Source organism: Bacillus sp. B1-WWTP-T-0.5-Post-4, from assembly GCF_009183795.1.
Taxonomy (GTDB): Bacteria; Bacillota; Bacilli; order Bacillales; family Bacillaceae_G; genus Bacillus_A; species Bacillus_A cereus.
Genome location: NZ_WEIJ01000004.1, coordinates 308,499 through 334,020 on the forward strand (window position 1 = coordinate 308,499; position 25,522 = coordinate 334,020).

The following is a 25,522-nucleotide window of genomic DNA, read 5'->3' on the forward strand; positions in this document are numbered from 1 at the left end:
CTCGGTATCCCTACGTTGAGAAGAGGTGCAATCATTGCACCTCTTTCTAAAGTTGTATACATTCTTACAAACTACATCGCTTCTTTTTTCTGTCCGATAACAGATCGTTCTAAAATCTCTGTCACATCAAGAGTTTGAACTTTCTCTTCTACCTCTTTTGCTTTCGTTCCATCACTGATCATCGTTAAGCAATATGGACAACCTGTACCGATAATAGATGGTTGTACAGCTAATGCTTGTTCTGTACGAGCAACGTTAATACGAGAACCTGTTGTTTCTTCCATCCACATTAAGCCACCACCTGCGCCACAGCACATTCCAGTTTCACGGTTACGTGCCATTTCTACAAGATTCACTCCAGGAATCGCTTTCAAAATGTCACGTGGCGCTTCGTACACTTCGTTGTATCTTCCTAAATAACAGGAATCATGGTACGTAACTGTTTCTTCAATAGCGTGAACAGGCTTTAAGCGCCCTTCTTTCACCCACTGAGCTAACAATTCTGTATGATGATAGACTTCTGCTTGCAAGCCAAAGTCCGGATACTCATTTTTAAATGTGTTATAAGCATGAGGATCAATCGTAACGATTTTCTTCACTCCTGCCTTTTCAAATTCTTCGATATTCTTTGTCGCCATCTCTTGGAATACAAATTCATTTCCGAGGCGGCGTGGTGTATCTCCAGAATTCTTTTCTTTATTACCGAGAATTGCGAATGAAATGCCTGCTTCGTTCATTAACTTCGCAAACGATATCGCAATCTTCTGACTACGATTGTCGTATGATCCCATTGAACCAACCCAGAATAAATACTCGAATTCCTCCCCAGCTTTTGATTTTTCTTTTACAGTTGGAACTGTTACTTCATCATCACCTTGGCGCCATGTTTCACGCTCTTTACGGTTCAGCCCCCACGGATTTCCTTGACGCTCGATATTTGTCATCGCGCGTTGTGCTTCCGCGTCCATTTTTCCTTCAGTCAAAACGAGATATCGACGTAAATCAATAATTTTGTCAACATGCTCATTCATAACTGGGCATTGATCTTCACAGTTACGACACGTTGTACATGCCCAAATCTCTTCTTCTGTAATAACATCTCCGATTAAACTCGGATCGTAAGCGAGCGTTGTAGACGCTGATTCTTGTTGTCCTTTTCCAGCTGCCATCATCGCTAACTGATTTCCTTGTGTATTATTGAAGGCAACTACTGGAACCCACGGTGCTTTTGATGTTACCGCAGCTCCTTTATCAGTTAAATGATCGCGAAGTTTTAAAATTAAGTCCATCGGCGATAACATTTTTCCTGTTCCTGTTGCCGGACACATATTTGTACAACGGCCACACTCTACACAAGCGTATAAGTCAATAAGTTGATTTTGTCTAAAGTCTTCAATTTTACCAACACCAAATGTTTCTTGCGTTTCATCTTCAAAATCAATCTTTTCAAGCTTCCCTGGGTTTGAAAGACGACCGAAGAATACATTAGCTGGTCCTGCAATTAAATGTGCATGTTTTGATTGTGGAACATACACTAAAAACGTTAACAAAATTAGTAAATGCACCCACCAAGAAAAATAGAACACTGAAATGGCTACGGTTTCATTTATCCCGCTAAAAACGTAAGCGATTGCAGAAGCAATTGGTTCACTCCATGAAAGCTCCTCGCCATGCCATATAAGTCCCATACCGTTACCAAGTAGCACAGAAATCATTAAGCCACCGATAAAGATAAGAACAAGACCTGATTTGAAGTTACGTTTTAAACGAACAAGCTTTTCTACATAACGTCTATGAAAAGCCCAAAATACTGCAATTAAAATAACAAGTGTGACAATTTCCTGGAAGAATGTAAATGCAGGGTATAGTGGTCCAAGTGGAAGATGTGATCCTGGTGCGAGTCCTTTCCAAACGAAGTCAATTGCTCCAAATTGGACAAGAATAAATCCGTAAAAGAACATAACGTGAATGATGCCGCTTTTCTTATCTTTCAGCAGCTTTTTCTGACCGAAAACATTGACCTTAAGGAGATCCCAACGCTCTTTAAAACGACGGTCAAATTCAATCTTTTTCCCTAACTGTATGTAGGCCATTCTCGTCCGTATAAGATATACAAACAAATATCCTGCATAAGCAATAACAGCAATGGCAGCCAGCCAATTAATGATCAGTAAGCTATTCATTTTTATGCTACCCCTCTCTTTGTAAGCCTTCTTTCTTTTTTGAATCTTCAAAAATATATAATTTTCTGAATTATATCCCCTATCCCCATTATATAATGAGTGAGCATTCAGTCAACAGTTTTTTGTTATAGAACAACACATTTTTTCATAAAGCTGTTTATTTCGGTGAAACTATAAAGTGAAACTTTAATCAGCAGGGGTGGTTCATCCCCCGCTGATTATTAATTGAACCAATCGGGCTTTTACGGGCAGTTGATTTCCAAACTAGCTTCTGCTTATTCATCAATTTTTGAAATAGGAAGCTTACTGCCCGTTAAAGCGGGATAAAGTGACACTTTAACCAGTACAAGATCTATCCTCTAAAGAAATTTATAATAACAGCCGCGCTACCCGTATCATTTGTAACACACTGAAGGTGAAAAGAATGCGAAGGAGGGAATTCACTAATGCTCTACTTATCTCTTTTGTTAATATCCGTTGCTCTTTGGATTACAATTGACCTTTCATACGGGAGACTTCTTCATTTAAAACGAGTAAGCTCTCGCACTTTCCCTTTACGTCAAAGTGATTTTCACCTTTATACATACGGGAAAGATTTGTATGACGCTTTATTTACTGATATAAAACAAGCACAGCATCACATTCATATTTTATTCTTCATTGTAAAAAACGATAAAATCAGTCGTGAATTTTTAAAATTGCTGATTGATAAGGCTCAGGAAGGAATTGAAGTACGACTTTTACTTGATCGATTTGGCAGCCATTCTTTATCAAACGAAGCTATTCGCTCCCTGCAAAAACATGGTGTATCTTTTTCATTTTGTCATAAGGTAAAATTTCCTCTGCCTTTCTTTTCTGCCAATCAACGAAATCATAGGAAAATTACAGTGATTGATGGGAAAACCGGCTATATCGGGGGATTTAATATCGGTGAAGAGTATCTAGGGCATAATGAATATTTAGGATTATGGCGAGACTACCATTTACGTCTTACAGGAGAAGGGGTTCAAGATTTACAAAAGCAATTTTTGCATGACTGGTTTGATGATACGAAACAAAATTTATTAGATGCTTCTCTTTATTTTCCAAAACAAAACCCAGGTACCATCCTGCATCAATTTATTCCGACTGATGGGGCTTATTTACAGCATACTTTTTTACATTTAATTAACGCGGCAAAAAAAGAAATCTGTATCGGTACACCATATTTCATTCCTGGAAAAAAAATTATGAATGCTTTATTAAAAGCAAGAGAAAGAGGGGTTCAAATCACAATTCTTGTTCCAGAAAAAGCTGATCACCCTCTTGTTCGAGAAGCCAAATTTCCGTACTGCCGAAAATTAATACAGGCTGGTTGCAATATTTATGCATTTCAACAAGGTTTTTTTCACGCCAAAATTATTATAGTAGACGATGATATTTGCGATATCGGAACAGCAAACTTTGATATGAGAAGTTTATATATTAACCATGAAATAAACTGCCTGTTATATAATAAACATTTCATTCAAACAGTAAAAAAGAAATTCCATGAAGATCTAGAGAATGCATCTGTACTTTCCTATAGCGATGTAAACCCGCCTTCTCTTATCGATAGAGGAAAGGAATGGATTGGAACAATGTTTGCTTTCTTTTTATAGGAAAGACAATGAATAAAAGAGGTGTATCTCATATGCTTATACGGTTTGGATATGTCTCACATGCAATGGCACTCTGGGACTGTTCTCCTGCCAAAACAATGACGTTTACAAGCTTTAAGAAACTCAGCAAGCAAGAGCGAGAAGACAAACTGTACCATGTTATAAGGCAAAATTTAGAGCACACAATACGTATCCTTCATTACAATATAGCGCATGAAATCCCACTATATCGCCTATCGTCTTCCATCGTCCCACTTGCAACACATCCCGAAGTCGAGTTTGACTATATTGGGGTATTCACACCACTTTGGCGTAAAATAGGGGCTTTAATTAAAGAACACAATTTACGAATAAGTTTTCATCCAAATCAATTTACGCTATTTACAAGCGACAAGCCACATATTACTACTAACGCTATTACGGATATGACTTATCATTATAAAATATTGGATGCTATAGGCATTGCAGATTCTTCTTACATTAATATTCATGTAGGTGGAGCCTATGGAAATAAAGAAAAGGCAATTGAGCGCTTCCATGAAAACATAAAAAAACTTCCTACACATATAAAAAAACAAATGACTCTTGAAAATGATGATAAAACCTATACAACCGCTGAAACTTTATCAATTTGCCAAAAAGAAAATATTCCATTTGTATTTGATTATCATCATCATATGGCCAATCTTTGCGAGGAACCACTAGAAGAGTTGCTTCCTGCAATTTTTGAAACTTGGTCACATACAAATATCTCTCCTAAAGTTCACATTTCCTCCCCGAGATCGGAAAAAGAATTTAGGGCTCATGCTGAATATATCGATTTAGAGTTTATTAAGCCTTTCTTACACATTGCAAAAAAACACAATCATAATTTCGATATTATGATTGAAAGTAAACAAAAAGACTTAGCATTATTCCAATTAATAGATGAACTTTCTGCTATAAGAGGAATTAAAAGAATAAGTGGTGCAATGTTACAGTGGTAAATTGTAACTTTGCACCATTTTTTCAAAAAAGTAATTTTTATAGTAAAAAACATCCTATTTTATATGCTATTATTTAAATTAGCATTCCCTCGAGATTCAACTTTATTGAAACGGAGTCATAATATGATTAATCAAAAAAAATATGTACAATTTGTCATAATATACATATCTATATTTGCTCTTTGGATACTCTTTATTCCAAATGAGTCGCATATAAAGGAGATTGGAATTCTTTTCTTATTCTGTTTCGCTGCACTTTTTTCTTGTCACTGTTTATATAAAGCTATTAAGAGAATGAAACGCAGTGATAAACTATTTTGGATTTTATTACTATGTACTTGCCTATGTGGATTAGTTATGGAGATAACCCTATTTCTTAGTTCACTTTCTATACATGATCAATCTATATTTTCATATAAAGCATTACCTTTTTTTATCATACAATATATTTTGCTCTTTGTTGGATTTGCTATAAAGTTTATAAAAAATTATTCTATTAAGGGGCTTTCTCAATTTTCATTCGATAGCATCTTTATTATTATTATGAACATTTATTTCACCTTAACTTTTATCTTAGACCTTTCAAGCTTCCACATGTTAACAAAGGATACTTGGATTTTAATTGGGTATTTCATTGCACAATCATTAGTAATTTACGCCGTTATTAGCCTATATAGAAGAGAACAATATTCTTCTAGTAGAATTGCATTAATTATCGGTTTCACTATTATACTCGTATACGGTTATATTCATCTGTTTCAATTGAATTTTGGGATGAAAACTTCTGCTGAAATTAATTATTTAATACACACTGCTTCTATTTTATTAATTGGACTTTCTTCCATACTATATATTTTAGATAAACCAATGCAGCATGAAACGAAAACAAAATATTATCGATTCGATTATGTACGTTTTATACTGCCTTATTTTAGTATAATTATTACTTTTTCTTTTATTATCATTCAACCTTGGGATGATAAATTCATGTTAATCGGTCTCGTATTATCACTTATTTTGTTATTCTTGCGGCAACTTTACATGTGGAAAGATAATCAAGCACTAATTCATACATATGAACAGTTGACTACACAACTAGAGGACGAAGTTGAAGAAGGTGCATTTGCATTATCAAAAAGTGAACAACGTTATAAATCTTTATTCGAGGACCATCCCGATGCCGTTTTCTCTTTAAATATGAATGGCATTTTTCAACAATCTAATAAGGCGTGCGAAAGCTTATTTACTGCCTATTATTGCGAAGTGGCAAGCTATTCTCTGGTACACTTCATTGATTCAAAAGACCACGAACTACTAAAGAAGGCTTTACAAATTACAAAGGAAGGTAGGCCACAAACGTTAGAAGTTCGTACAAAAGAACAAGAAGGCTATTATTATTATCTCCATATTACACTTATCCCTACTTTTATAAACAAAGAAGTGGTCGGAATGTTTGGGATAGCACGTGATATTACCACCTTATATGAAAAACAAAAACAAGTAGAACATTTAGCCTTTCACGATGCACTTACTGGATTACCAAATCGTCGAAAGTTCGAAAAAGATTTAAAAGCCATTTTAAATACAGCCCAAACTAACGCAAATGATGTCGCCGTCATATTCCTTGATTTAGATCGATTTAAAAAAATTAACGATAGACTTGGCCATGACGTTGGAGATTTATTATTAATTGAAGTAGCAAAAAGATTACGCGGTTGCTTGCGTTCAAAAGATATCGTCGCTCGCCAAGGTGGAGATGAGTTTACAATTCTATTACCAGAAATGTACTCAGAAAAAAGTGCAATTTTTATAGCTGAACAGATTTTAACTATTTTAAACAAACCATTCTTCATTCAAGGCGAAGAACTCTCTATTACACCAAGTATCGGAATTGCGATGTACCCTGATTATGGAACTGATGTAAATGAGTTAATGAAAAATGCTGATATGGCTATGTATCGTGCGAAAGCAAATGGAAAAAACAGATTTGTTTTCTTCTCAAAAGAAATGAGTATCGCTCAAAATGAAATTCAATTCTTAGAAGGTGAACTTTCAAAAGCATTACAACAAAATGAATTTTTCCTTGAATACCAGCCACAAGTAAGCACAAAAACAAAACAAATTATCGGTTTTGAAGCATTAATACGTTGGAAGCATCCAAAACTCGGTATCGTATCTCCTGCCCAATTTATCCCTCTAGCAGAGGAAACTGGTTTTATTATTGAACTTGGCAATTGGATTTTACGTACTGCTTGTTTAGAGGCAAAAAGATGGCATAATCAAGGTTTCTCTCACTTAAAAGTTGGTGTAAATTTATCTGTTGTTCAATTTAACCATGCAGATTTAATCCCAACTATTTCAAAGGTATTGGAAGAAACAGAACTGAAACCCGAAGCACTAGATATTGAAATTACGGAAAGCATCGCAATTAATCAAAATCAATCTGTAGTTGCAAAACTAGAACAACTTCAAAATCTCGGTATTCAAATTTCAATCGACGACTTTGGAACTGGTTATAGTTCTTTAGCTTATTTAACAAAATATCCAATCAACACATTAAAAATCGCTCGAGAGTTTATTTGTGGAATTACAACTAGCCCTTTAGAAGAAGCAATTGTCTCTTCCATTATTACACTATCAAAAGAACTAAATTTAAAAGTGATTGCAGAAGGTGTAGAAACGGAAGAAGAATGGGAATTTTTACATAAACAAAATTGTGATCACATTCAAGGATTCTTTATTAGCAAACCTGTCTCTAGTAAAGACGTTTGGATGTTACTCCATAAAAAAACAACCGTCTAAGTAAGACGGTTGTTTTTTAGAACTCAAAAGGTACTTCATTAGCTAATTGTACCTCTTGATTATTATGAGAAATTATTTGGTTTTTCTCTAATGCTGTATCTCCTAATGAAATACCCCATGCCATCGCTAACGTTAGTAAACTACCAATAAGTAGTTTTTTCATATTCCATCACCCGCATTTTTTTCTTTAAATATATCATGAAAAATTATCCAGACTTTATGCAATTATGCATATTTGTTCTTTATGTCTTTTTTATTTCTTCATTTTTTTTATAAGTGATTCTTTTAATTCATGGTTTCCTAATATATCAAAAAAGAAGCATGCTTTTTCGTAAGCATCTTCAATTTCTGCTCTATCACACCCAAGTTTTGCTAGGCATTCACCTTTTCGAAAGTATAACTGTCCAATCAATGTCATACTGTTAATTCGACACGATAGGTCAATGGCTTTATTTGCGTGACAAAGCGCTTCTTCGTATTGATTGTCTATGTATAATGCTTTTGCATGATTATGTCTCACCTTCACATCAAACTCTTTATTATCATGCAATGCCTCTAATTGTTTTAATATATTTTCAAACAAATCAATACCCTGCTTCAAATAGCCGTTTTCAGCATAAATGTTTGCAATTGCATTTTCAATATAAAGGTTCTGATATACATCTATTCCTACCAGTTGTTGATTGAGCAATTTCTTTAATTCTAAAATGCAATATTCGTAATCGATTTTTTTCAATACGTAAGCAGCTACATAATATTGCCATTGAAGAAATTGCTGAAGCTCGGGATGATATTCTTCCTTTTTCAATTCATTGCATACTCTATTATAAATTTCTTTATATTTTTTTTGCTTACAAAGTAGAATAATTTGATCTTTTAACTGCTTATTCCTCTCAATATCAGAATAAATGAGTACCTCATAAAAATGAATGATGGGAACTTGTAATTTTGCTGCAATACCTTGCAATATATCCATACTTGGGTATACCGCGCCCGATTCAATTCGACTTACTTCCGATTGATGACATATGTTCTCGGATAACTGTTTTTGTGTTAATCCTCTCATCACCCTAATTTTCTTAATTTCACTTCCTAATTTTTCTGCGTGCATACTTACTCACCATCCCATTATAACAATCTAGTTTTTTAAGTTGTCATACCACTACAATAATGTGAATTCGACAATTTTTGATATGAAATAATGCATAATATATATATAATTCGGCAAATTTTTCATACAATTCATCTCACATACAATAATAGATTAGGAGTGTTATAGATGAATTATAGAAAATTTGCTAGTGCTTTCGTTACGTTCGGTCTCCTTTGTCCTTTATCAACAAAAGCTATTCATGCCCAAGAATTAGATAAAAATGAAGTCAAAGTTGAAATTGCTCAGCCTGGTTTAACAATTGGAAAATTAACAGAACCTCAAAATGATACGAAAGAAAATATTGCGAAAAAGTATTTAAAAGGTGAGGTAAACGGGGCTAAAGCTCAACAAGAACAAGTCACTACTGAAAAAAATGTAGATTTCCAACCTACAAATAAAGAAACCAAAGAAAATCAAACCGAAGTTCGCCTTGCACAAACATATAAAAACTATAAAGTATATGGCCAAGATCTCATTGTAAAAGTAGATAAAAATGGAGTGATCACAACTGTTAGTGGTAAAGTTGTTCAAAATTTAAATCAACAACCTAATCTTACTATAACAAATTTTTTGTCGAAAAATGAAGTAAAATCTAAATTACGCGATATAGTTCAAATTCCAAGTGATGCAGTTGAGACAGAATTCTCTAGCGAAACCGTTGTTTATAAGAAAAAAGATGGCTATTATACATTCGCAACTGTTATTACATTTACTTATGAAAACAATGAACAAATTATAAACGGCAATGCTATCGTTGATTTAAAAACTGGCGAAGTACTTTTCCAAGAAAAATTCATTAAAAACAAAGAGAATAAGACTATAAATCAAGTAACATCACCTAGATTATCCCCTGCAAGTGAGCAAGGAACTGGGAAAAATGCACTTCAAGAAAACATCTCTTTCAATATTGCCAAAGGAACTGATGGGAAGTTTTATTTAGCAGATTTATCACGCGGAAATGGTATTTATATTTATAATGCAAACTACGCCGATTCTCTCGGAGGATATAGTCAAGCTGGTTATCCAGGGACACTAATTTCAAGTAGCAATCCTAATTTTGCAGATAAAGAAGCCGCGGGCGCTATGAAGAACATGAGTGATATTTACGATTACTTTAAGAAAGAACATAATCTAAAAAGTTACGACAATAAAGATTCAAAAGTTGTTGCTAGTGTACACGGTTTTGATTCTACTGAAGTTAGTGATGGTGTAAAAGAAGACTATGTAAATGCATTTTGGCATCCCGCTTGGAACCAAATGGTATTTGGTGATGGTTTAGACGGAAAACTAACATCCGCTCTTGATGTAACAGCTCATGAATTTGGACATGCTGTATTCAGTGGCACGACGAAAAATAAAGTCGTGAGATATCCAAGCGCTGAAACATCTGCACTAAACGAGGGATTAGCGGATTTCTGGGGTACACAAATCGAATATTACGTAAAGAAAGATAAAGGAAACTGGATTATGGGCGATACATTAGGTGGCCTAACAATTCGTGATATCCCAAGGGAAATTGGTGACGGCGGTCATAAACTATATACAAATTTACAAGATTTCTATAACGATGGTAATAATCAAGAATCACACGTGAATTCTGGTATTATCAGTCACGTATTATATCAATTAGCTGAAGGTAAAACATATAACGGTGTTGCTGTTCAAAAACAAGGAAATGAAAAAGTAAGTAAAGTTGTTATGCGTGCATTGCAAAATTATGCAACTTCCGCTGAAGACTTTGAATCACTTCAATCTCATATCGTACAAGCTGCAAAAGATTTATATGGCACTGCCGTATCAAATGAATTTGCAAAGGCATTTGAAGCACACGGTTACAAACCGTTACAAAAAGTAAATCAAGTAATAGAAGTACAATAATTATAAAAAGAAGGTTACCTCTCATAGGTAACCTTCTTTTTATATCCAACCCTTTTCTTCCGCAATTGTAATTGCCTCAATTCTATTTTTCGCATCAAGCTTCGCTAATACTTCAGAAATATAATTACGTACTGTACCCGGCGAAAGATAAAGTGCCTTCGCAATTTCGTTTGCCGTCTTTCCTTCTTTCGCAAGCAACAGTACTTCCTTTTCGCGATCTGACAACGGATTTTGCTCCTGCCATAAGCCAAACATTAAATCTTGGGAGACCTCTCGTTTCCCCTTCATTACATTACGAATTGCTGCCGCTAAATCTTCACTTGGGCTATCCTTTAATAAATAGCCGTGCACACCAGCTTTCATTGCTCTTTCAAAATATCCCGGCCGTGCAAATGTTGTTAAAATCATTACTTTGCATGATGATTTTTCTTTCTTTAAAGTCTCAGCGACATCCAATCCACTTTGAATCGGCATTTCAATATCCATAATACTTACATCTGGCTTTAACGATTCAATTAATTTTAACGCCTCTTCCCCGTTCGCAGCTTGCCCAATTACTTCGATATCATCTTCTAGATCAAGCAGGGCCCCTAATGCACCACGAAGCATCCGCTGGTCTTCTGCAATAATAATTCGAATCATGCCCTCACCTCATCTTTTCCTGTTCTAATAACAACTGGAACTTTTACCGTTAATAACGTCCCTGGATTGATTGTACCTAGTTCAACAAATCCATCAATAAGAGCAATTCGTTCTTTCATGCCGCGAATACCATTTCCATCATGATTTTGATCTGTTAAACCGATTCCGTTATCTTCTACTTTCAAAATCAGTTCACCTTGTGATTCTAATACAGAAACTGCGCACCGCGTTGCCTTACTATGTTTTACAACATTTGTAACGGCCTCACGTAAACACATCCCGACAATATTTTGTTCAATTGGTGATAACGAGCTCGATCTTGCTTCTTGCCTCACTTCTAATTCAATATTAGCTGCTTGTAAGATCGCTTTTATTTGCTCTAGCTCTTCTTCTACCGTAATCATACGCATATCAGAAATTAATTCTCTCAGCTGTTTTAAAGCTGTACGAGAAGTTTGTGTAATTTCCTTAGCTTCCGCACTTGCACGCTCTGGATTTTTCACAATTAACTTCTCAACGAGCTGGCTTTTTAAAGTAATAAGAGATAAGGTATGCCCTAATGTGTCATGAAGATCTCTTGCAATTCGCTGCCGTTCTTCACGTTTTACTAAATCTTTAATTTGCTCGTTCGCCTCATCTAATTGATTTCTTAACATCTTTTTCTGATTAAAATTACGCATACCAAATGGCGTAAGAAGCATTAAAATAAACATAGGAACGATATTTACTAAACTTGTAGTTGTTATTTGATTCATATTTACAAATAAAAATGCTCCAAGCATTATAACTAACGAGCATAACAGCACTCGAAATACTTTCTTATTTGGCGCAAACCCCATCGCACTTGCTGTGAAAAAGCCAAAAAATATCATAAAAGGATTATAAAATAAAGCAAATAAAAAGATGAGTATCATTTGAATGCATGCCCATAAAATAAACGTCTTCTGAACAAAATATAGCTGACGGTATGTGATAATAAAAAGTATCAACATACCGCTTCCTAGCACAAGCTTCCATCCTGATGCTTGTGCTAAATGATAAATTGGAAATAATAAATACACAAGCCACATGTACGGAAAAAATCCCATATGTTTCGGAAAAATCTCAATCCTCTTCTTCTCTATCATTTATACCGCTTCCTGTCTTTTTCTTATATATATTGATACTACAACAAATATAAGGAAATAACCTCCTAATACCGCGATATTTTCCCATCCAATTGATTTTCCAGCTACAATATCCCACGCACCACTTCCGAAATGGTATGTCGGTGTCCATTCACCAATCGTTCTTAATATTTTTGGGAATACTTCAATCGGCATCCACAACCCGCCAACTATAGCTAAACTCATATTTAAAATATTTGCTAAGCCAGCAGCTGCGTCCGCCTTCTTAATGGAACCTATTACTGTTCCTAACGCTAAAAATGGTGTTACCCCTAACAATAACCATAACCCCGCACCAATCCATTGCCCTACCGTTAACTCAACATGATTAATTAGTATCCCTGCAATAAAGATAACTAATATTGAAAAAGCATTTACTACTGTTTGAGCGATAATTTTTGCTGTTAAATATGCTCCCTCTGGAAGCGGTGTAATTTTTAGAAGATGTGTCCATCCTTGCCCTCTTTCCTGAGAAAGTCTCACACCGAAACTAAAGAGTGCAGTCCCTACAATACTGAAAGTTGCCATCGAAATTAAATAATGTGCTTTCCACGCATCTCCGTTTTGTGGTACTTGAACAACATTTGTGAAAATGTAGTAAAACATAACAGGCATTAATAATGAGAAAAAGATAAATAATTTATTGCGGAATGTACGTAAAATTTCTATTTTGCACTGCGTCCATAACGCTCTCATGCGATTTCCTCCTTCTGATTTGCAACGAATTGTTCAAATGCCTCATCAAGACTTCCACGTTCAACTGAAACATCTGTTACAGGTAAACTCCTTTGATAAATGGCTTTTAAAGTTGCATCCGTATCCTCCGTTGTTAAAATGAAGCGTCCTTCGTTTGACTTTACTTCTGTTACATTTGGTAATTCCTTTAGTAATTTTGTAGGAATGCTTTCCTTTGAGTAAAATGTGATTGTTTTTCTCGAAATTGTTGCTTTCATTTCGTCTGGTGTACCATCTGCGATAATCTTTCCGTTCGCAAATAATAAGATACGATTTGCTAAAGCATCTGCTTCTTCTAAATAATGCGTCGTTAAAATAATCGTTTTCCCTTCACTTGCTAACTTTCGAATCGTTTCCCAAAACGTTCTTCGAGACGTAATATCCATTCCGACTGTCGGCTCATCTAAAAATAACAAATCTGGATTTCCCGCAAGTGCAAGCGCAAAGTTTAACCTTCTTTTTTGCCCACCTGATAACTTCTCACATCTTTGCTTTCGCTCTGATTCTAAATTTGATAACTGCAGTAACGTTTCTTTCGCTATAGGATTCGTATAATAACTACGGAATAACTCAATTGCCTCTTCCACCGTAATACTATCAATGACACTTACTTCTTGCAGCATCGCACCGAGGCTATTACGAACATCTCTATGCTTTGGACTCTTTCCAAATATAAAGACCTTACCTTCTGTTGGGTCCTTTAATCCAAGCATCATCGACATCGTCGTTGTTTTCCCCGCACCATTCGGACCAAGTAACGCTACTATTTCCCCTTTATTTACATGAAATGAAACATTATTTACTGCGTTTTTATGTTTAAATGTTTTAGAAACACCATTTACTTCAATAATCTTTTCCATCTCTCCACCCCCGCTGTTTCTTATATTTACATTGTATTACTTGGAAAACTTAGGAAACAGTATGATGCGTCATGACATCGATATGACAATTGTCATGTATTCTTTATGAGAGGAATCAACCCGCATACCGCAAGCGAGTAGCAGGACGAAAATAAACATGATACAATCGGATAAGATATATATTCGAGGAAGGACAGTGGTTTTCATGATTATTCGTAATGAACAAGATTTAGAAGGCTTACGAAAAATCGGCCGCATCGTTGCGCTTGCACGTGAAGAAATGAAAAAACAAGCGAAGCCAGGTATGACAACGAAAGAGCTTGATTTGATCGGTAAAAAAATATTAGATGAGCATGGTGCTATTTCTGCACCTGAAAAAGAATATGATTTCCCAGGTGTAACTTGCATTAGTGTAAATGAGGAAGTTGCTCATGGTATTCCAGGAGATCGTGTATTAAAAGAAGGCGACTTAGTAAACGTCGATGTATCTGCTGCACTTGATGGCTATTATGCAGATACAGGCATTTCATTTGTTCTTGGAGAAGACGAGGCAAAAGAAAAACTTTGCCAAGCAGCAGTTGATGCATTTTGGGCAGCAATGAAAAAGGTTAGAGCTGGCTCAAAACAAAATCAAATTGGTCGTGCTGTTTCAAACTTCGCACATAAAAGTGGATACAATGTTATTCAAAACTTAACTGGTCACGGCATTGGTCTTAGCTTACATGAAGCACCAAATCACATTTTAAGTTACTATGATCCAATGGATAATGCGCTTCTAAAAGACGGTCTTGTTATCGCTGTAGAACCGTTCATCTCTATGAAAGCTGATCATATTATTGAACGTGGTGACGACGGTTGGACATTCGTTACACCTGATAAAAGTCTTGTTGCACAATGTGAACATACTGTTGTCGTAACACGCGGCGAGCCAATAATCTTAACAGAAATCTAATACCAAAAACGGCTGTTTTGTAGATTTATTCCACATAAAACAGCCGTTTTTATTTTTGGGAAAATATGTGAACCATTGTTGAACTCTTTATCATTTAAGTATATAATCTTTAGCGGAGGTTACTTAAGCTTATCTTTACTAAAAAGATATTGTAACTAAGGAGTAAAACACCTTCTTTCTTATTGTTTAAACAGGCTCAAAAATGACCGTAGTAACGTGTTAGTCGAATATTCTGTAATCCTTATATTTCTCTAACAATGTAAGAAACTATCACCTTTCAACTTCGGTCCACTAGTCGCACAACTCTCTTTAGACAAAATAAATGACTATTTTCAAAGTACATATTGTCTTCATTCTGACCAAAACCAACCCTATCTAGATTTTTATTTCCACATAACTTTAAGGCAAAAATAAGCCTTCACAAAGGGATACACTACCTTGGTTAGTATGTATCGTAAAACTTACCTTTATAACCATTCTTTTTTACTAGATATACATGAAAACTATCTCACATATAAAGGTCTGATATCATTATTTATATCAGTATTTTTTTCGACATTTTTTGTCGAATTGTGTATATTTCCATAGAACTGTGTAAATATACATTTTGTTTTACGTTAAATAATATTGCTTTGAACATAATTCTGTTTGTCTGAGAACGCGTATAGAAACGGAGGGATAACAAAAATAAATAGCTTATAACAAATACTTTTAATATTCCATTTGTTCATGTGGAATAAGTCCCCAATGGACAAATGAATGTTCAGAGGAGGAAAAATGAAAAAACTTTTTAATGTATGTTTAATTGTATTCGTACTATTTTCGCAACTTGCTAGTTTTCCATACAATCAAGTAAGAGCGGAAACCTTAACAGGAGATTCCTTATTTGACACTGTTGAAATGAAAGATGCAACGAATCATATTATTGACGAATCAAAAAATCCTAACAATTTAATAAAGATAGGATCAACCATTCAAGTAGAATACGCTTGGTCAATAAAAGATCAACAAGTTGCACACGCAAATGATACAGCAGTAGTTCAAATACCACTTGCATTAAAAGTATCTAAAGATTTGCAAGGGGATTTAGTAACAGATCAAAAAAATATTGGTCAATATTTTATAACAGCTAAAGATAATAAATTAAAATTAATATTTAATGATCAAGTAGAAAATTTGAAAGACGCTAAAGGAAAAATTAAAGTTGATACCGTGTTTAACTCAACTTTAAAACCTGGGGAAAAATCAGTTCAAATCGCTTTTCCTTTAGGAACAATGGTTCAGCCTATATCAGTTCCTGTTCAAGTAGAAAACTCTAAAGAAGATGGCACCAAACAGGATACTAATAAACAAGCGCAAGATCCAGTAACTAAACCTGTTACTGACAATCCGGAGCAAGATCCAGCAACTAAAACTGTTACTGATAATCCGGAACAAAACCCAGCAGCTAAAACTGCCACTGATAATCCGGAACAAAACCCAGCAACTAAAACTGTTACCGATAATCCGGAACAAAACCCAGCAGCTAAAACTGCCACTGATAATCCGGAACAAAACCCAGCAGCTAAAATTGCTACTGACAATCCAGAACAAAAGCTATCAAGCGACCCTGCTGAGAATACAAATTCAGGTCCAAAGCAAATAACAACAAACATTTTAACCAGTGTAAAATTGACGGATAAAGACGGAAAACCATTTACAGAGGATAACCGTCCAAGTACAGATTCCCCTGCCAATATTGAGTTTACATGGGAACTTTTAAAATCAATGAATGTGAAAAATGGAGATTACTATATTTTTGATCTTCCTAAACATTTTAAGATTTACAATACAATTAACAGTCCTTTATATGATAGTGAAAACCATCAAATTGGTAATTTTACTGTTACAAAAGATGGAAAAGTCACGATGACATTCAACGATTATGTTGAAGAGCATCCAGATGTTGCTGGTAACCTACAATTAAAGACAGAATTTAATAAAGCTGAAATTAAAGGTACAACAACACAAGAAATTCCTTTCCCGATTAAAGATAAGGATGTTTCTATTACAGTTGACTTTAAGCCTAATGTACAAACAGCTACGAATAAAAAGGGTTTACCTGATAGACCAATTAATACAAATGAAATTAATTGGAAAGTAGAGATGAACAAAACGAAAGACACCCTTAAAAACGCTGTTTTTAAAGATAACATTCCACAGGGTACAAGCTTAAATAAAGATTCTATTAAAGTTTATTATTTAGAAGTTGATGTTAATGGGAATGTAACGCGTGGTGCAGAAGCTGAGCCAACAGATTACAATATTATTTCATCAGATGGCTCAAAATTGGAGATTGCTTTCAAAGATTCTATCAATAAAGCATATCAAATCGAATATGCCACAAAAATTACTGATGAAAATATTAAAAGTTTCCGAAATAACGTTACGATAACGAGTGATAATCAAAAGCAACAAAACGCAAGTTCTACTGTAACGGTTTCTCGTGGTACACACTTAAATAAAACAAGTAAATATGATCCAAAGACGCAAACAATTGAGTGGACAATTACTTACAATGGTGATCAAAGAGAGATCAAAAAAGCAGATGCGATTTTAAAAGATATTTTTGACGATACACACGAACTAGATGCAAATTCTATTGTTGTAAAAAACGCTTCATATAATGAAAAAGGAACGCTTGTAACAGGAGACGCTGTTAATAATTACACTGTAAGTAACAAGAAGAATGGATTCGATTTACAGTTTAATGATGATATTAATAGTGCTTATGTGATTACCTATAAAACCAAGCCAACTAATAAAGTTATAGAAGATGGAAAAGTAAAAAATAAAGTTACAGCTGATAATGATTCAAGTAAAGAAAATGAAGCTAGCTTCAAGCAGCAAAATATTATTAAATCTAATAATAAAGCTGAAACAAATTATAAAGACAAAACAACAACTTGGACAATTATAGTAAATAATAACAACTATCCATTAAGCAACGCGATTATTACGGACACCTTTGATTATGGTGGATTACAATTAAAAGATAAGAAACTAGAAATTAAAGACGGAAATTATACCCTTCAAGCTGGGACTGACTATGTTTTAGATGTAACAGATAAAGGCTTCAAAATTACTCTTATAGGTACGTATCAGTCTAATATGACAAAGACATTAGTCGTAAAATATACGACAGACTTTGATTATACAAAGCTAGAAAGTGGTAAAACTTCATTTAAAAATACAGGTAACCTTTCTTGGATAGATACGGATTCTAATCCACAATCAAATAAAGTTGAAGCTAATTTCGATCCTGATACTTTCACAAAGGCAAATGGTTATAAATACGGTTCTTATAACGCCCAAACGAAGGAAATTACTTGGATAATAGGCTTTAACTATAATAATGTTGAGATTAAAGATCCTTATGTTATAGACGTAATACAAGATAAACAAAAATTAGTGCCTGGATCCATTGAAGTGCGCGATATGATTCTAAATGGAAATCCTGATAATGCACAACCTGGTAATGCTGTACCAACTGAGAAATATGAACTTGAAGAACCTACAGAGAAAAATAAAAACACCCTAAAGGTTCATTTCAAACAATCAATTAATTCACCTTACTATATTATCTTTAAAACAAGCCTTGATGGTGAACTTATCCAAGGCACCTACAAAAACGAGGCAGATTTAAAAGATGGCTCTAAAATCGTAAACACCCTTACAGGTGACACTCAAGTAAATAAAGGTGGTAGCTTCGTTACTAAAAAAGCTGTGCAAGACGACAACTATATTAATTGGAGTATCGCAATTAACGAAAGCCAATCAACCATTGCAGATGCCGTTGTAACAGATGACCCAACCGAAAATCAGGTAATTGTGGAAGATTCATTCCACTTATATCCTACAACTGTTGATCCATATGGAAATTTAACAAAAGATACAGTAAACGAATTAAAAGAAGGAACAGACTATAAACTCAAAATAACAACAGACAATAATACCGGAAAGCAACATTTCGAAATTGCCTTCTTGAAAAAAATTGATCGAGCTTATATTTTAGAATATCGCTCACTTATTAATGCAGACGATAAAGAAAAAGTAAGTAATAAAGCGAAAATCACAGGCAATAAGTTGACAGTTAAAAACACAGAAACTACTGAAACGATTGAAGTGAGAATGTCTTCTGGTTCAGGCGGAGGATCTGCTACTAAAGGCCGTGGAAACCTTGAAATTATAAAGGTAGATAACGACAATAAGAACGCACTATTAGCTGGGGCAGAATTTACTTTATACGATCGTACAGGTAAAACTGTTATCCGTAAAATTACAACAGACAAAGACGGTATCGCTAAATTTAATAATTTAAAACGCGATAAATATTTATTAAAAGAAACAAAGGCTCCTGAAGGCTATGTAATTAGCTGGGATTTAAAACAAGGGAAAATTGTTGAACTTGGTACACAAGAGACTACAACATATAAACTTGCAAATAAGAAGTTTGTCGGTAAAGTAGTTTTAACAAAGTCTGATGACCTGAATAAAAACGTCACACTGCAAGGTGCCGTTTTCACACTACTTGATAAAGACAAAAAAATAATTTCAGAACACGAAAAATTAACAACAAATGATCAAGGACAAATTACTGTAGATAATTTAAAACCAGGAACTTACTACTTACAAGAAACAACTGCTCCTGAGCATTATAAATTAGACAGTACACCTATTCAATTCACAATCAAAGAAGATCAAACAACAGTAATAAACCGAACTGCAATAAACAGTTTGATTCCAGGATCGGCCATTTTAACAAAATTCGATAAAGATGGAAAAACTTTAGCAGGTGCGGAGTTCAGTGTACGCGATCGATATAACAAAGTAATTCGTGGATATGAAAAATTAACGACAAATGATCAAGTACAAATCGAAGCAAAAGATTTACGCCCTGGAGACTATCAATTTGTCGAAGAAAAAGCACCTAAAGATTACGACATAGATAAAAAACCAATTGAGTTTACAATTATAAAAAGTCAAAAGAAAGCAGTTACTGTTACTGCGACGAATCACCTCATTAAAGGTGGTGTCACTTTAACAAAAGTCGATGATGTCGATGGCACTGCCCTTGAAGGTGCTGTATTTAAAATTGTCGATGCGAATGACGAGAAACAAGTAATTCGTGAAAATATAAAAACAGGTTCAGATGGAAAAGTTACCGTTAAAGATCTAGAGCCTGGTGTTTATAAATTTATCGAAACAGAAGCTCCTAAGGATTATACGTTAAGTACAAACCCTATCGAGTTTACAATTGATAAAAGCCAACAAGCTCTTGCTACTGTTACGGCAAATAACAGCTTAAAAACGGGCGAGGTTGAATTATTAAAAGTTGATGAGTTTGGTGAGAAAAAACCACTAGAAGGTGCTGTATTCAAACTTGTCGATACAAATAATAATGACGTTTCCCCTCACACTAACTTAACTACTGATAAACACGGTAAAGTTAAAGTTAGTAACCTACGTCCTGGTACGTATAAATTTATTGAAATAGCTGCTCCTGAACATTACGTTTTACGAGCAGAACCTATTGAATTTACAATCGATAGAAGTCAGAAAGAAACTCTACTTGTGAAAGCTGAAAATGCTTTAAAACCAGGAGATGTTGAATTAACAAAAGTTGATGATATCGATGGTACAGCTCTTGAAGGTGCTGTATTTAAAATTGTTGATGCAAATGATGAAAAGAAAGTTATTCGCGAAAATGTAAAAACTGGTGCCGATGGTAAAGCTATCGCTACTGGCTTACGCCCTGGCGATTATAAATTTATCGAAGTAACAGCACCGAAGTATTACGACAAAAATACAAAACCAATTAAATTTACGATTACAGAAAGTCAAACAACTCAGGCTACTGTTACCGCTAAAAACAGCTTAACAAAAGGCGGTATTGAGTTAACAAAAGTGAATGCTGCAGATGAAAAGGAAACACTTGAAGGTGCAGTATTTAAAATCGTTAATAGAGATACTAATGAAGATGTTCGTACGGACCTTGTTACGAATAGTAAAGGAATGCTAGTTGTAGATGACTTACGTCCTGGTAACTATAAACTTATCGAAACAAAGGCTCCAACTTATTACGATGTAAATGTAGAACCAATTGAATTTACAATCGAAAAAGGACAACAAAAACTTCTTCCACTTACATTTAAAAATAGTTTAACGAAAGGAAAAGTTAAACTGATTAAAGAAGATGATGTGGAAAGTAGTAAAGCTCTTGCCGGCGCTGTATTCACATTGCAAGACGCAACTGGCAAAGAAATTATGAAAGATTTAACAACAGATGATCACGGAGTATTAGTTATTCCTGATTTAGCACCAGGGGATTATCAATTTATCGAAACAAAAGCCCCTGAACATTATAAATTAGACAAAACACCTATTAAGTTCACAATTAAAAAAGGTAGTAAGGAAGATCTTCCTATCCCTGTTACTGTAAAAAATAGTTTACTTACAGGTGGCGTCACTTTAACAAAAGTTGATGATGTTGATGGCACTACTCTTGAAGGTGCAGAATTTATAATCGTTGACGCTCATGATACTAAAAAGGTAATTCGCAAAGGTTTAACGACTGATAAAAACGGTAAAATTACTGCTTCTGATTTACGTCCTGGAGACTATCAATTTGTTGAAGTAAAAGCTCCAAAAGACTATAGCTTAAGCAAAGACTCTATTCCGTTTACTATCGAAAAAAGTCAAAAAGAGAATATTACTGTTACTGCTACTAACAGTTTAAAGAAAGGTGCAGTAACATTAACAAAAATTGATGACATCGATCGTACGATGCTCGAAGGTGCAATCTTTAAGATTGTTGATATGAATGGTAAGGAAGTTCATACGAATCTTGTTACAGATAAAAACGGTAAAATTTCTGTTTCTGATTTACGCCCTGGAGACTATCAGTTCATTGAAACAATTGCTCCTGAGCACTATGTATTAGATGAAACAACGATTCCATTTACAATTGAAAGAAGTCAAACGAAAGAGATCAATGTTACAGGCAAAAATGCTTTGAAAAAAGGTAGCGTTGAACTAACAAAGATTGACGATATTGATATGAATACAAAACTTGCTAACGCCGTATTTAATTTATTAGATGCAGACGGGGAGCTAGTTGAAGAAGGCTTAAAAACAAATGATGAAGGTAAAATTGTTGTTGAAAATCTACGTCCTGGTACGTATCAATTCGTTGAAACAATTGCTCCTGAACATTACGATTTAGATAAAAAACCTATCGTATTTACAATTAAAAAGAGCCAAACTGAAACTCTTCATATCACTGCTACAAATGCTTTAACAAAGGGTGCAGTTAAACTTTCTAAAGTAGACGATGTTGATGGCACTGTTCTTAAAGATGCAGTATTTAAAATTGTTAATATGAACGGTGATGTAGTTCATAAAGACCTTGTTACAAATGAACAAGGAATAATCGAAATTAACGACCTACGTCCTGGTGATTACCAATTTATCGAAACGAAAGCTCCTAAGCATTACGTTTTAGATGAAACACCAATCAAATTCACTATTGAAAAAGGACAGAAGAAAGTTATTTCTTTAACTGCTACAAATGGCTTAAAACAAGGTAGTATCGAATTACTTAAAGTTGATGATTTAAACACTCAAACAAAACTTGCCGATGCGGTATTTAATTTACTAGATCAAGATGGCAAAGTACTTAAAACAGATTTAAAAACAAACAGTGAAGGTAAAATCGTTATCGAAAACTTACGTCCTGGTACGTATCAATTCGTTGAAATAACGGCTCCTGAACACTATGATTTAGACAAAAAACCAATTATATTTGCAATTGAAAAAAGCCAGAAAGATATTGCTACCGTTACTATGAAAAATAGTTTAACAAAAGGTGGCGTGGAACTTTCTAAAGTGGATGATGTCGATGGCACTACTCTTGAAGGCGCAGTATTTAAAATTGTGGATATGAATGGCACTGTAATTCGCAAAGATCTTGTTACGAATCAACAAGGTAAAATTAGCGTTTCTGACCTACGTCCTGGTGATTATCAATTCATCGAGACAACGGCTCCGAAACACTATGATTTAAACAAAGAGCCAATTCCATTCACAATTACAAAGAGCCAAGCTGATCCTATCTCCGTTACAGCTACAAATAGCTTAACGAAAGGCGCTGTGGAACTTTCTAAAGTAGATGATGTAGATGGTACTGCTCTTAAAGATGCGATATTTAAAATTACTGATATGAATGGTAACGACATTCGCACTGAGCTTACAACAGATGTACATGGAAAAATTTCTGTTTCTGACTTACGTCCTGGGGACTATCAGTTTGTTGAAACGAAAGCTCCTGAACACTATAAATTAGATAGTACACCTATTAAGTTTACAATTAAGAAAAGCCAAAAAGAAAAGCTCCAAGTTACTGCTACAAATAGCTTAACTGAGGGTACTGTAGAATTAATAAAAGTGGATGATATAAATCCAGATACAAAACTTTCTGATGCAGTGTTTAACATCATCGATGCGAAGGGTAAAATTGTTCGTTCTGATTTAACTACTGATAAAGATGGAAAGATTTCTGTTTCTGATTTACGTCCGGGAGATTATCAGTTCATTGAAACGAAAGCTCCGAAAGATTACGATTTAAATAAAACACCTATCGATTTCACTATCGAGAGAAGTCAACTAACTCACGTTTCTGTTACTGCTAAGAACGGCCTAACAAAAGGTGGCGTGGAATTAACGAAAATTGACTCTGTAGATAAAAAAGAGATGCTAGAAGGTGCGGTATTTAAAATTACTGATATGAATGGTAACGACATTCGTACGAATTTAGTTACAAATAAAGATGGTAAAATCATCGCGAAAGACCTACAACCAGGAGACTATCAATTTATTGAAACGAAAGCTCCTAAACATTACGACTTAAATGAAGAACCAATTAAGTTCACAATCGAAAGAAGTCAAACAAAGCATGTCTTCGTTACAGCTATTAATAGCTTAACGAAAGGTAGTGTGGAGTTAATTAAAGTTGATGATACCAAGCAAAACACAACACTTGAAGGTGCAGTATTTAAAATTGTTAATAAGGATGGACACGATGTTCGTACCGATTTAACTACTGATAAAAACGGCCGTTTAGTTGTGGATGAATTACCACCAGGAGACTATGAGTTTATTGAAACAAAAGCTCCTGAACACTATGACTTAAACGACACACCTATTAAGTTCACAGTTAAAAAAGGCCAAGAAAAAATCGCCTCTGTTACTGCTACTAACAGCTTAACTAAAGGCGCAGTTGAATTAACTAAAGTTGATGACATCGATGGTACTACTCTTGAAGGGGCTATCTTTAAAATTGTAGATATGGTCGGCAAGGATGTTCGTTCTGATCTAACTACTGATAAAGATGGTAAGATTTCTGTTTCTGATTTACGTCCAGGAGATTATCAGTTTATTGAAACGAAAGCTCCAACTGGCTATGATTTAAACATTAAACCAATTCCTTTCACAATTACGAAAGGACAATCTCAGGTTACCTCTGTTACAGCTTTAAATAGTTTAACAGCAGGTTCAATTGAGTTAACTAAAGTTGATATTGATCACCATGGAACACTTGAAGGTGCCATTTTCAATATTTTAGACCAAGATGGAAAATTCATCCGAGAAGGTTTAAAAACAGATCAACACGGAAAAGTAATCGTAAATGATTTGAAACCTGGTACTTATCAATTAGTAGAAACAAAGGCTCCTAAAGGCTATCAATTAGATGCATCACCAATAAACTTTACAATTGATAAAGCCCAAGCTACGCCACTACAAATTACAGTTTCAAATAAAAAAATTGAATCTTCTTCAGGTGGGGATGACAAGCCAGTTACTCCTCCAAATAAAGAAGAAAACAAAGGCAATGAAATATCTGAGAAACACGAAAACGGAACTTCCGAAGAAACATCGAATAAAACAGATAACAAACAGCAAGATGATCGAAATACGGATAAACACCTTCCAAATACAGGTCATAAAGAAGACCCTACACAAACAGTAGGTATCCTTCTTCTACTAGCTGGATTATTAAGTATTTTGGCTACAAAACGCAAAAAAAATTATTAATAATTTTTTCACATCCAATCAATTTCTTAATTGATTGGATGTTTTTTTATACAAAAAGGACGATACATAAAGTATCGTCCTTTTAACGGGGTGAGGCTGCCCAAAAGTACGGAAAACCTTTGAACAGCCTCTTATTTTCATATGGATGCCTTACATATATCACTGATAATAATTATGAAATGCGGAAACATAATTACCATCAACTGATTCAAACATGAGAAATGAAACCCTACAGTGATTCCATTCCTCTACATAATCTAAAGTTTGGGTACACTAGATTCATGCAATGTAGGAGCTTTCAGAGTAGAAAGCGAACCTTCGTTTAAAATGATAGCATACATATCTCCCTCAAAAATATGCAAATATGCATATATCGTTTTTATTTCTCAATGTC

General features: G+C 34.6%; 13 protein-coding genes. 6 read left to right on the forward strand and 7 right to left on the reverse strand.

Annotated elements, in window-relative coordinates:
- Positions 1-71 precede the first annotated feature (71 nt).
- A complete protein-coding gene (locus GBN91_RS15805) occupies positions 72-2,183 on the reverse strand; it encodes a (Fe-S)-binding protein (protein WP_001086776.1) in 2,112 nt (703 codons plus the stop codon).
- Between the two features lie 446 nt (positions 2,184-2,629).
- Between GBN91_RS15805 and cls the strand changes: the two genes are divergently transcribed.
- The 3 genes from cls to GBN91_RS15820 all read left to right on the forward strand — a co-directional run bounded on the left by cls (position 2,630) and on the right by GBN91_RS15820 (position 7,611).
- The gene (gene cls, locus GBN91_RS15810) at positions 2,630-3,823 is read left to right on the forward strand and encodes a cardiolipin synthase (protein WP_000966423.1); all 1,194 of its coding nucleotides are present in this window, start codon (positions 2,630-2,632) and stop codon (positions 3,821-3,823) included.
- Positions 3,824-3,855: 32 nt separating this feature from the next.
- The gene (gene uvsE, locus GBN91_RS15815; RefSeq protein WP_011110499.1) at positions 3,856-4,809 is read left to right on the forward strand and encodes a UV DNA damage repair endonuclease UvsE; all 954 of its coding nucleotides are present in this window, start codon (positions 3,856-3,858) and stop codon (positions 4,807-4,809) included.
- A 123-nt stretch (positions 4,810-4,932) separates the two neighbouring features.
- Complete coding sequence (locus GBN91_RS15820; protein WP_152121746.1) at positions 4,933-7,611, forward strand: DUF4084 domain-containing protein; 2,679 nt, start codon at positions 4,933-4,935, stop codon at positions 7,609-7,611.
- Between the two features lie 16 nt (positions 7,612-7,627).
- Here the strand turns inward: GBN91_RS15820 and GBN91_RS15825 are convergent, their stop codons facing one another.
- A complete protein-coding gene (locus GBN91_RS15825) occupies positions 7,628-7,774 on the reverse strand; it encodes a quorum-sensing peptide PapR (protein ID WP_000734727.1) in 147 nt (48 codons plus the stop codon).
- 90 nt (positions 7,775-7,864) lie between these two features.
- Entirely contained in the window at positions 7,865-8,722 is an 858-nt protein-coding gene (locus GBN91_RS15830) for a helix-turn-helix domain-containing protein (RefSeq protein ID WP_000542925.1), read from the reverse strand.
- A 168-nt stretch (positions 8,723-8,890) separates the two neighbouring features.
- Between GBN91_RS15830 and GBN91_RS15835 the strand changes: the two genes are divergently transcribed.
- Positions 8,891-10,642: a M4 family metallopeptidase gene (locus tag GBN91_RS15835; protein ID WP_089607761.1), complete on the forward strand. Its 1,752-nt coding sequence runs from the start codon at positions 8,891-8,893 to the stop codon at positions 10,640-10,642.
- Between the two features lie 39 nt (positions 10,643-10,681).
- Here GBN91_RS15835 and GBN91_RS15840 read toward each other — a convergent pair whose 3' ends face one another.
- From GBN91_RS15840 to GBN91_RS15855, 4 genes are read right to left on the reverse strand one after another with little or no spacing between them, the layout of a single operon-like run.
- A complete protein-coding gene (locus tag GBN91_RS15840) occupies positions 10,682-11,284 on the reverse strand; it encodes a response regulator transcription factor (RefSeq protein ID WP_000619259.1) in 603 nt (200 codons plus the stop codon).
- Positions 11,281-12,411, reverse strand: a complete 1,131-nt coding sequence (locus tag GBN91_RS15845) for a sensor histidine kinase (protein WP_000570624.1) — start codon at positions 12,409-12,411, stop codon at positions 11,281-11,283. Before GBN91_RS15845 ends, GBN91_RS15840 begins: the two co-directional genes overlap by 4 nt.
- Entirely contained in the window at positions 12,412-13,146 is a 735-nt protein-coding gene (locus tag GBN91_RS15850) for an ABC transporter permease (protein WP_152121748.1), read from the reverse strand.
- Positions 13,143-14,045, reverse strand: a complete 903-nt coding sequence (locus tag GBN91_RS15855; protein WP_000411129.1) for an ABC transporter ATP-binding protein — start codon at positions 14,043-14,045, stop codon at positions 13,143-13,145. The genes GBN91_RS15850 and GBN91_RS15855 overlap by 4 nt, the downstream gene beginning before the upstream one ends.
- A 157-nt stretch (positions 14,046-14,202) precedes the next feature.
- Here GBN91_RS15855 and map point away from each other — a divergent pair, with 157 nt between their 5' ends.
- Together map and GBN91_RS15865 are read left to right on the forward strand one after the other, a co-directional pair.
- Complete coding sequence (gene map, locus GBN91_RS15860) at positions 14,203-14,997, forward strand: type I methionyl aminopeptidase (protein WP_100617878.1); 795 nt, start codon at positions 14,203-14,205, stop codon at positions 14,995-14,997.
- A 777-nt stretch (positions 14,998-15,774) separates the two neighbouring features.
- Positions 15,775-25,128, forward strand: coding sequence for a SpaA isopeptide-forming pilin-related protein (locus tag GBN91_RS15865; RefSeq protein WP_152121750.1), 9,354 nt, complete (start codon positions 15,775-15,777; stop codon positions 25,126-25,128).
- The last annotated feature ends 394 nt before the right edge of the window (positions 25,129-25,522 follow it).

Excerpts from the sequence above, each read along its gene's own strand:
- GBN91_RS15805 (WP_001086776.1), bottom strand. The coding sequence starts at position 2,183 with ATGAATAGCTTACTGATCATTAATTGGCTGGCTGCCATTGCTGTTATT.
- cls (WP_000966423.1), top strand. The coding sequence starts at position 2,630 with ATGCTCTACTTATCTCTTTTGTTAATATCCGTTGCTCTTTGGATTACA.
- uvsE (WP_011110499.1), top strand. The coding sequence starts at position 3,856 with ATGCTTATACGGTTTGGATATGTCTCACATGCAATGGCACTCTGGGAC.
- GBN91_RS15820 (WP_152121746.1), top strand. The coding sequence starts at position 4,933 with ATGATTAATCAAAAAAAATATGTACAATTTGTCATAATATACATATCT.
- GBN91_RS15825 (WP_000734727.1), bottom strand. The coding sequence starts at position 7,774 with ATGAAAAAACTACTTATTGGTAGTTTACTAACGTTAGCGATGGCATGG.
- GBN91_RS15830 (WP_000542925.1), bottom strand. The coding sequence starts at position 8,722 with ATGCACGCAGAAAAATTAGGAAGTGAAATTAAGAAAATTAGGGTGATG.
- GBN91_RS15835 (WP_089607761.1), top strand. The coding sequence starts at position 8,891 with ATGAATTATAGAAAATTTGCTAGTGCTTTCGTTACGTTCGGTCTCCTT.
- GBN91_RS15840 (WP_000619259.1), bottom strand. The coding sequence starts at position 11,284 with ATGATTCGAATTATTATTGCAGAAGACCAGCGGATGCTTCGTGGTGCA.
- GBN91_RS15845 (WP_000570624.1), bottom strand. The coding sequence starts at position 12,411 with ATGATAGAGAAGAAGAGGATTGAGATTTTTCCGAAACATATGGGATTT.
- GBN91_RS15850 (WP_152121748.1), bottom strand. The coding sequence starts at position 13,146 with ATGAGAGCGTTATGGACGCAGTGCAAAATAGAAATTTTACGTACATTC.
- GBN91_RS15855 (WP_000411129.1), bottom strand. The coding sequence starts at position 14,045 with ATGGAAAAGATTATTGAAGTAAATGGTGTTTCTAAAACATTTAAACAT.
- map (WP_100617878.1), top strand. The coding sequence starts at position 14,203 with ATGATACAATCGGATAAGATATATATTCGAGGAAGGACAGTGGTTTTC.
- GBN91_RS15865 (WP_152121750.1), top strand. The coding sequence starts at position 15,775 with ATGAAAAAACTTTTTAATGTATGTTTAATTGTATTCGTACTATTTTCG.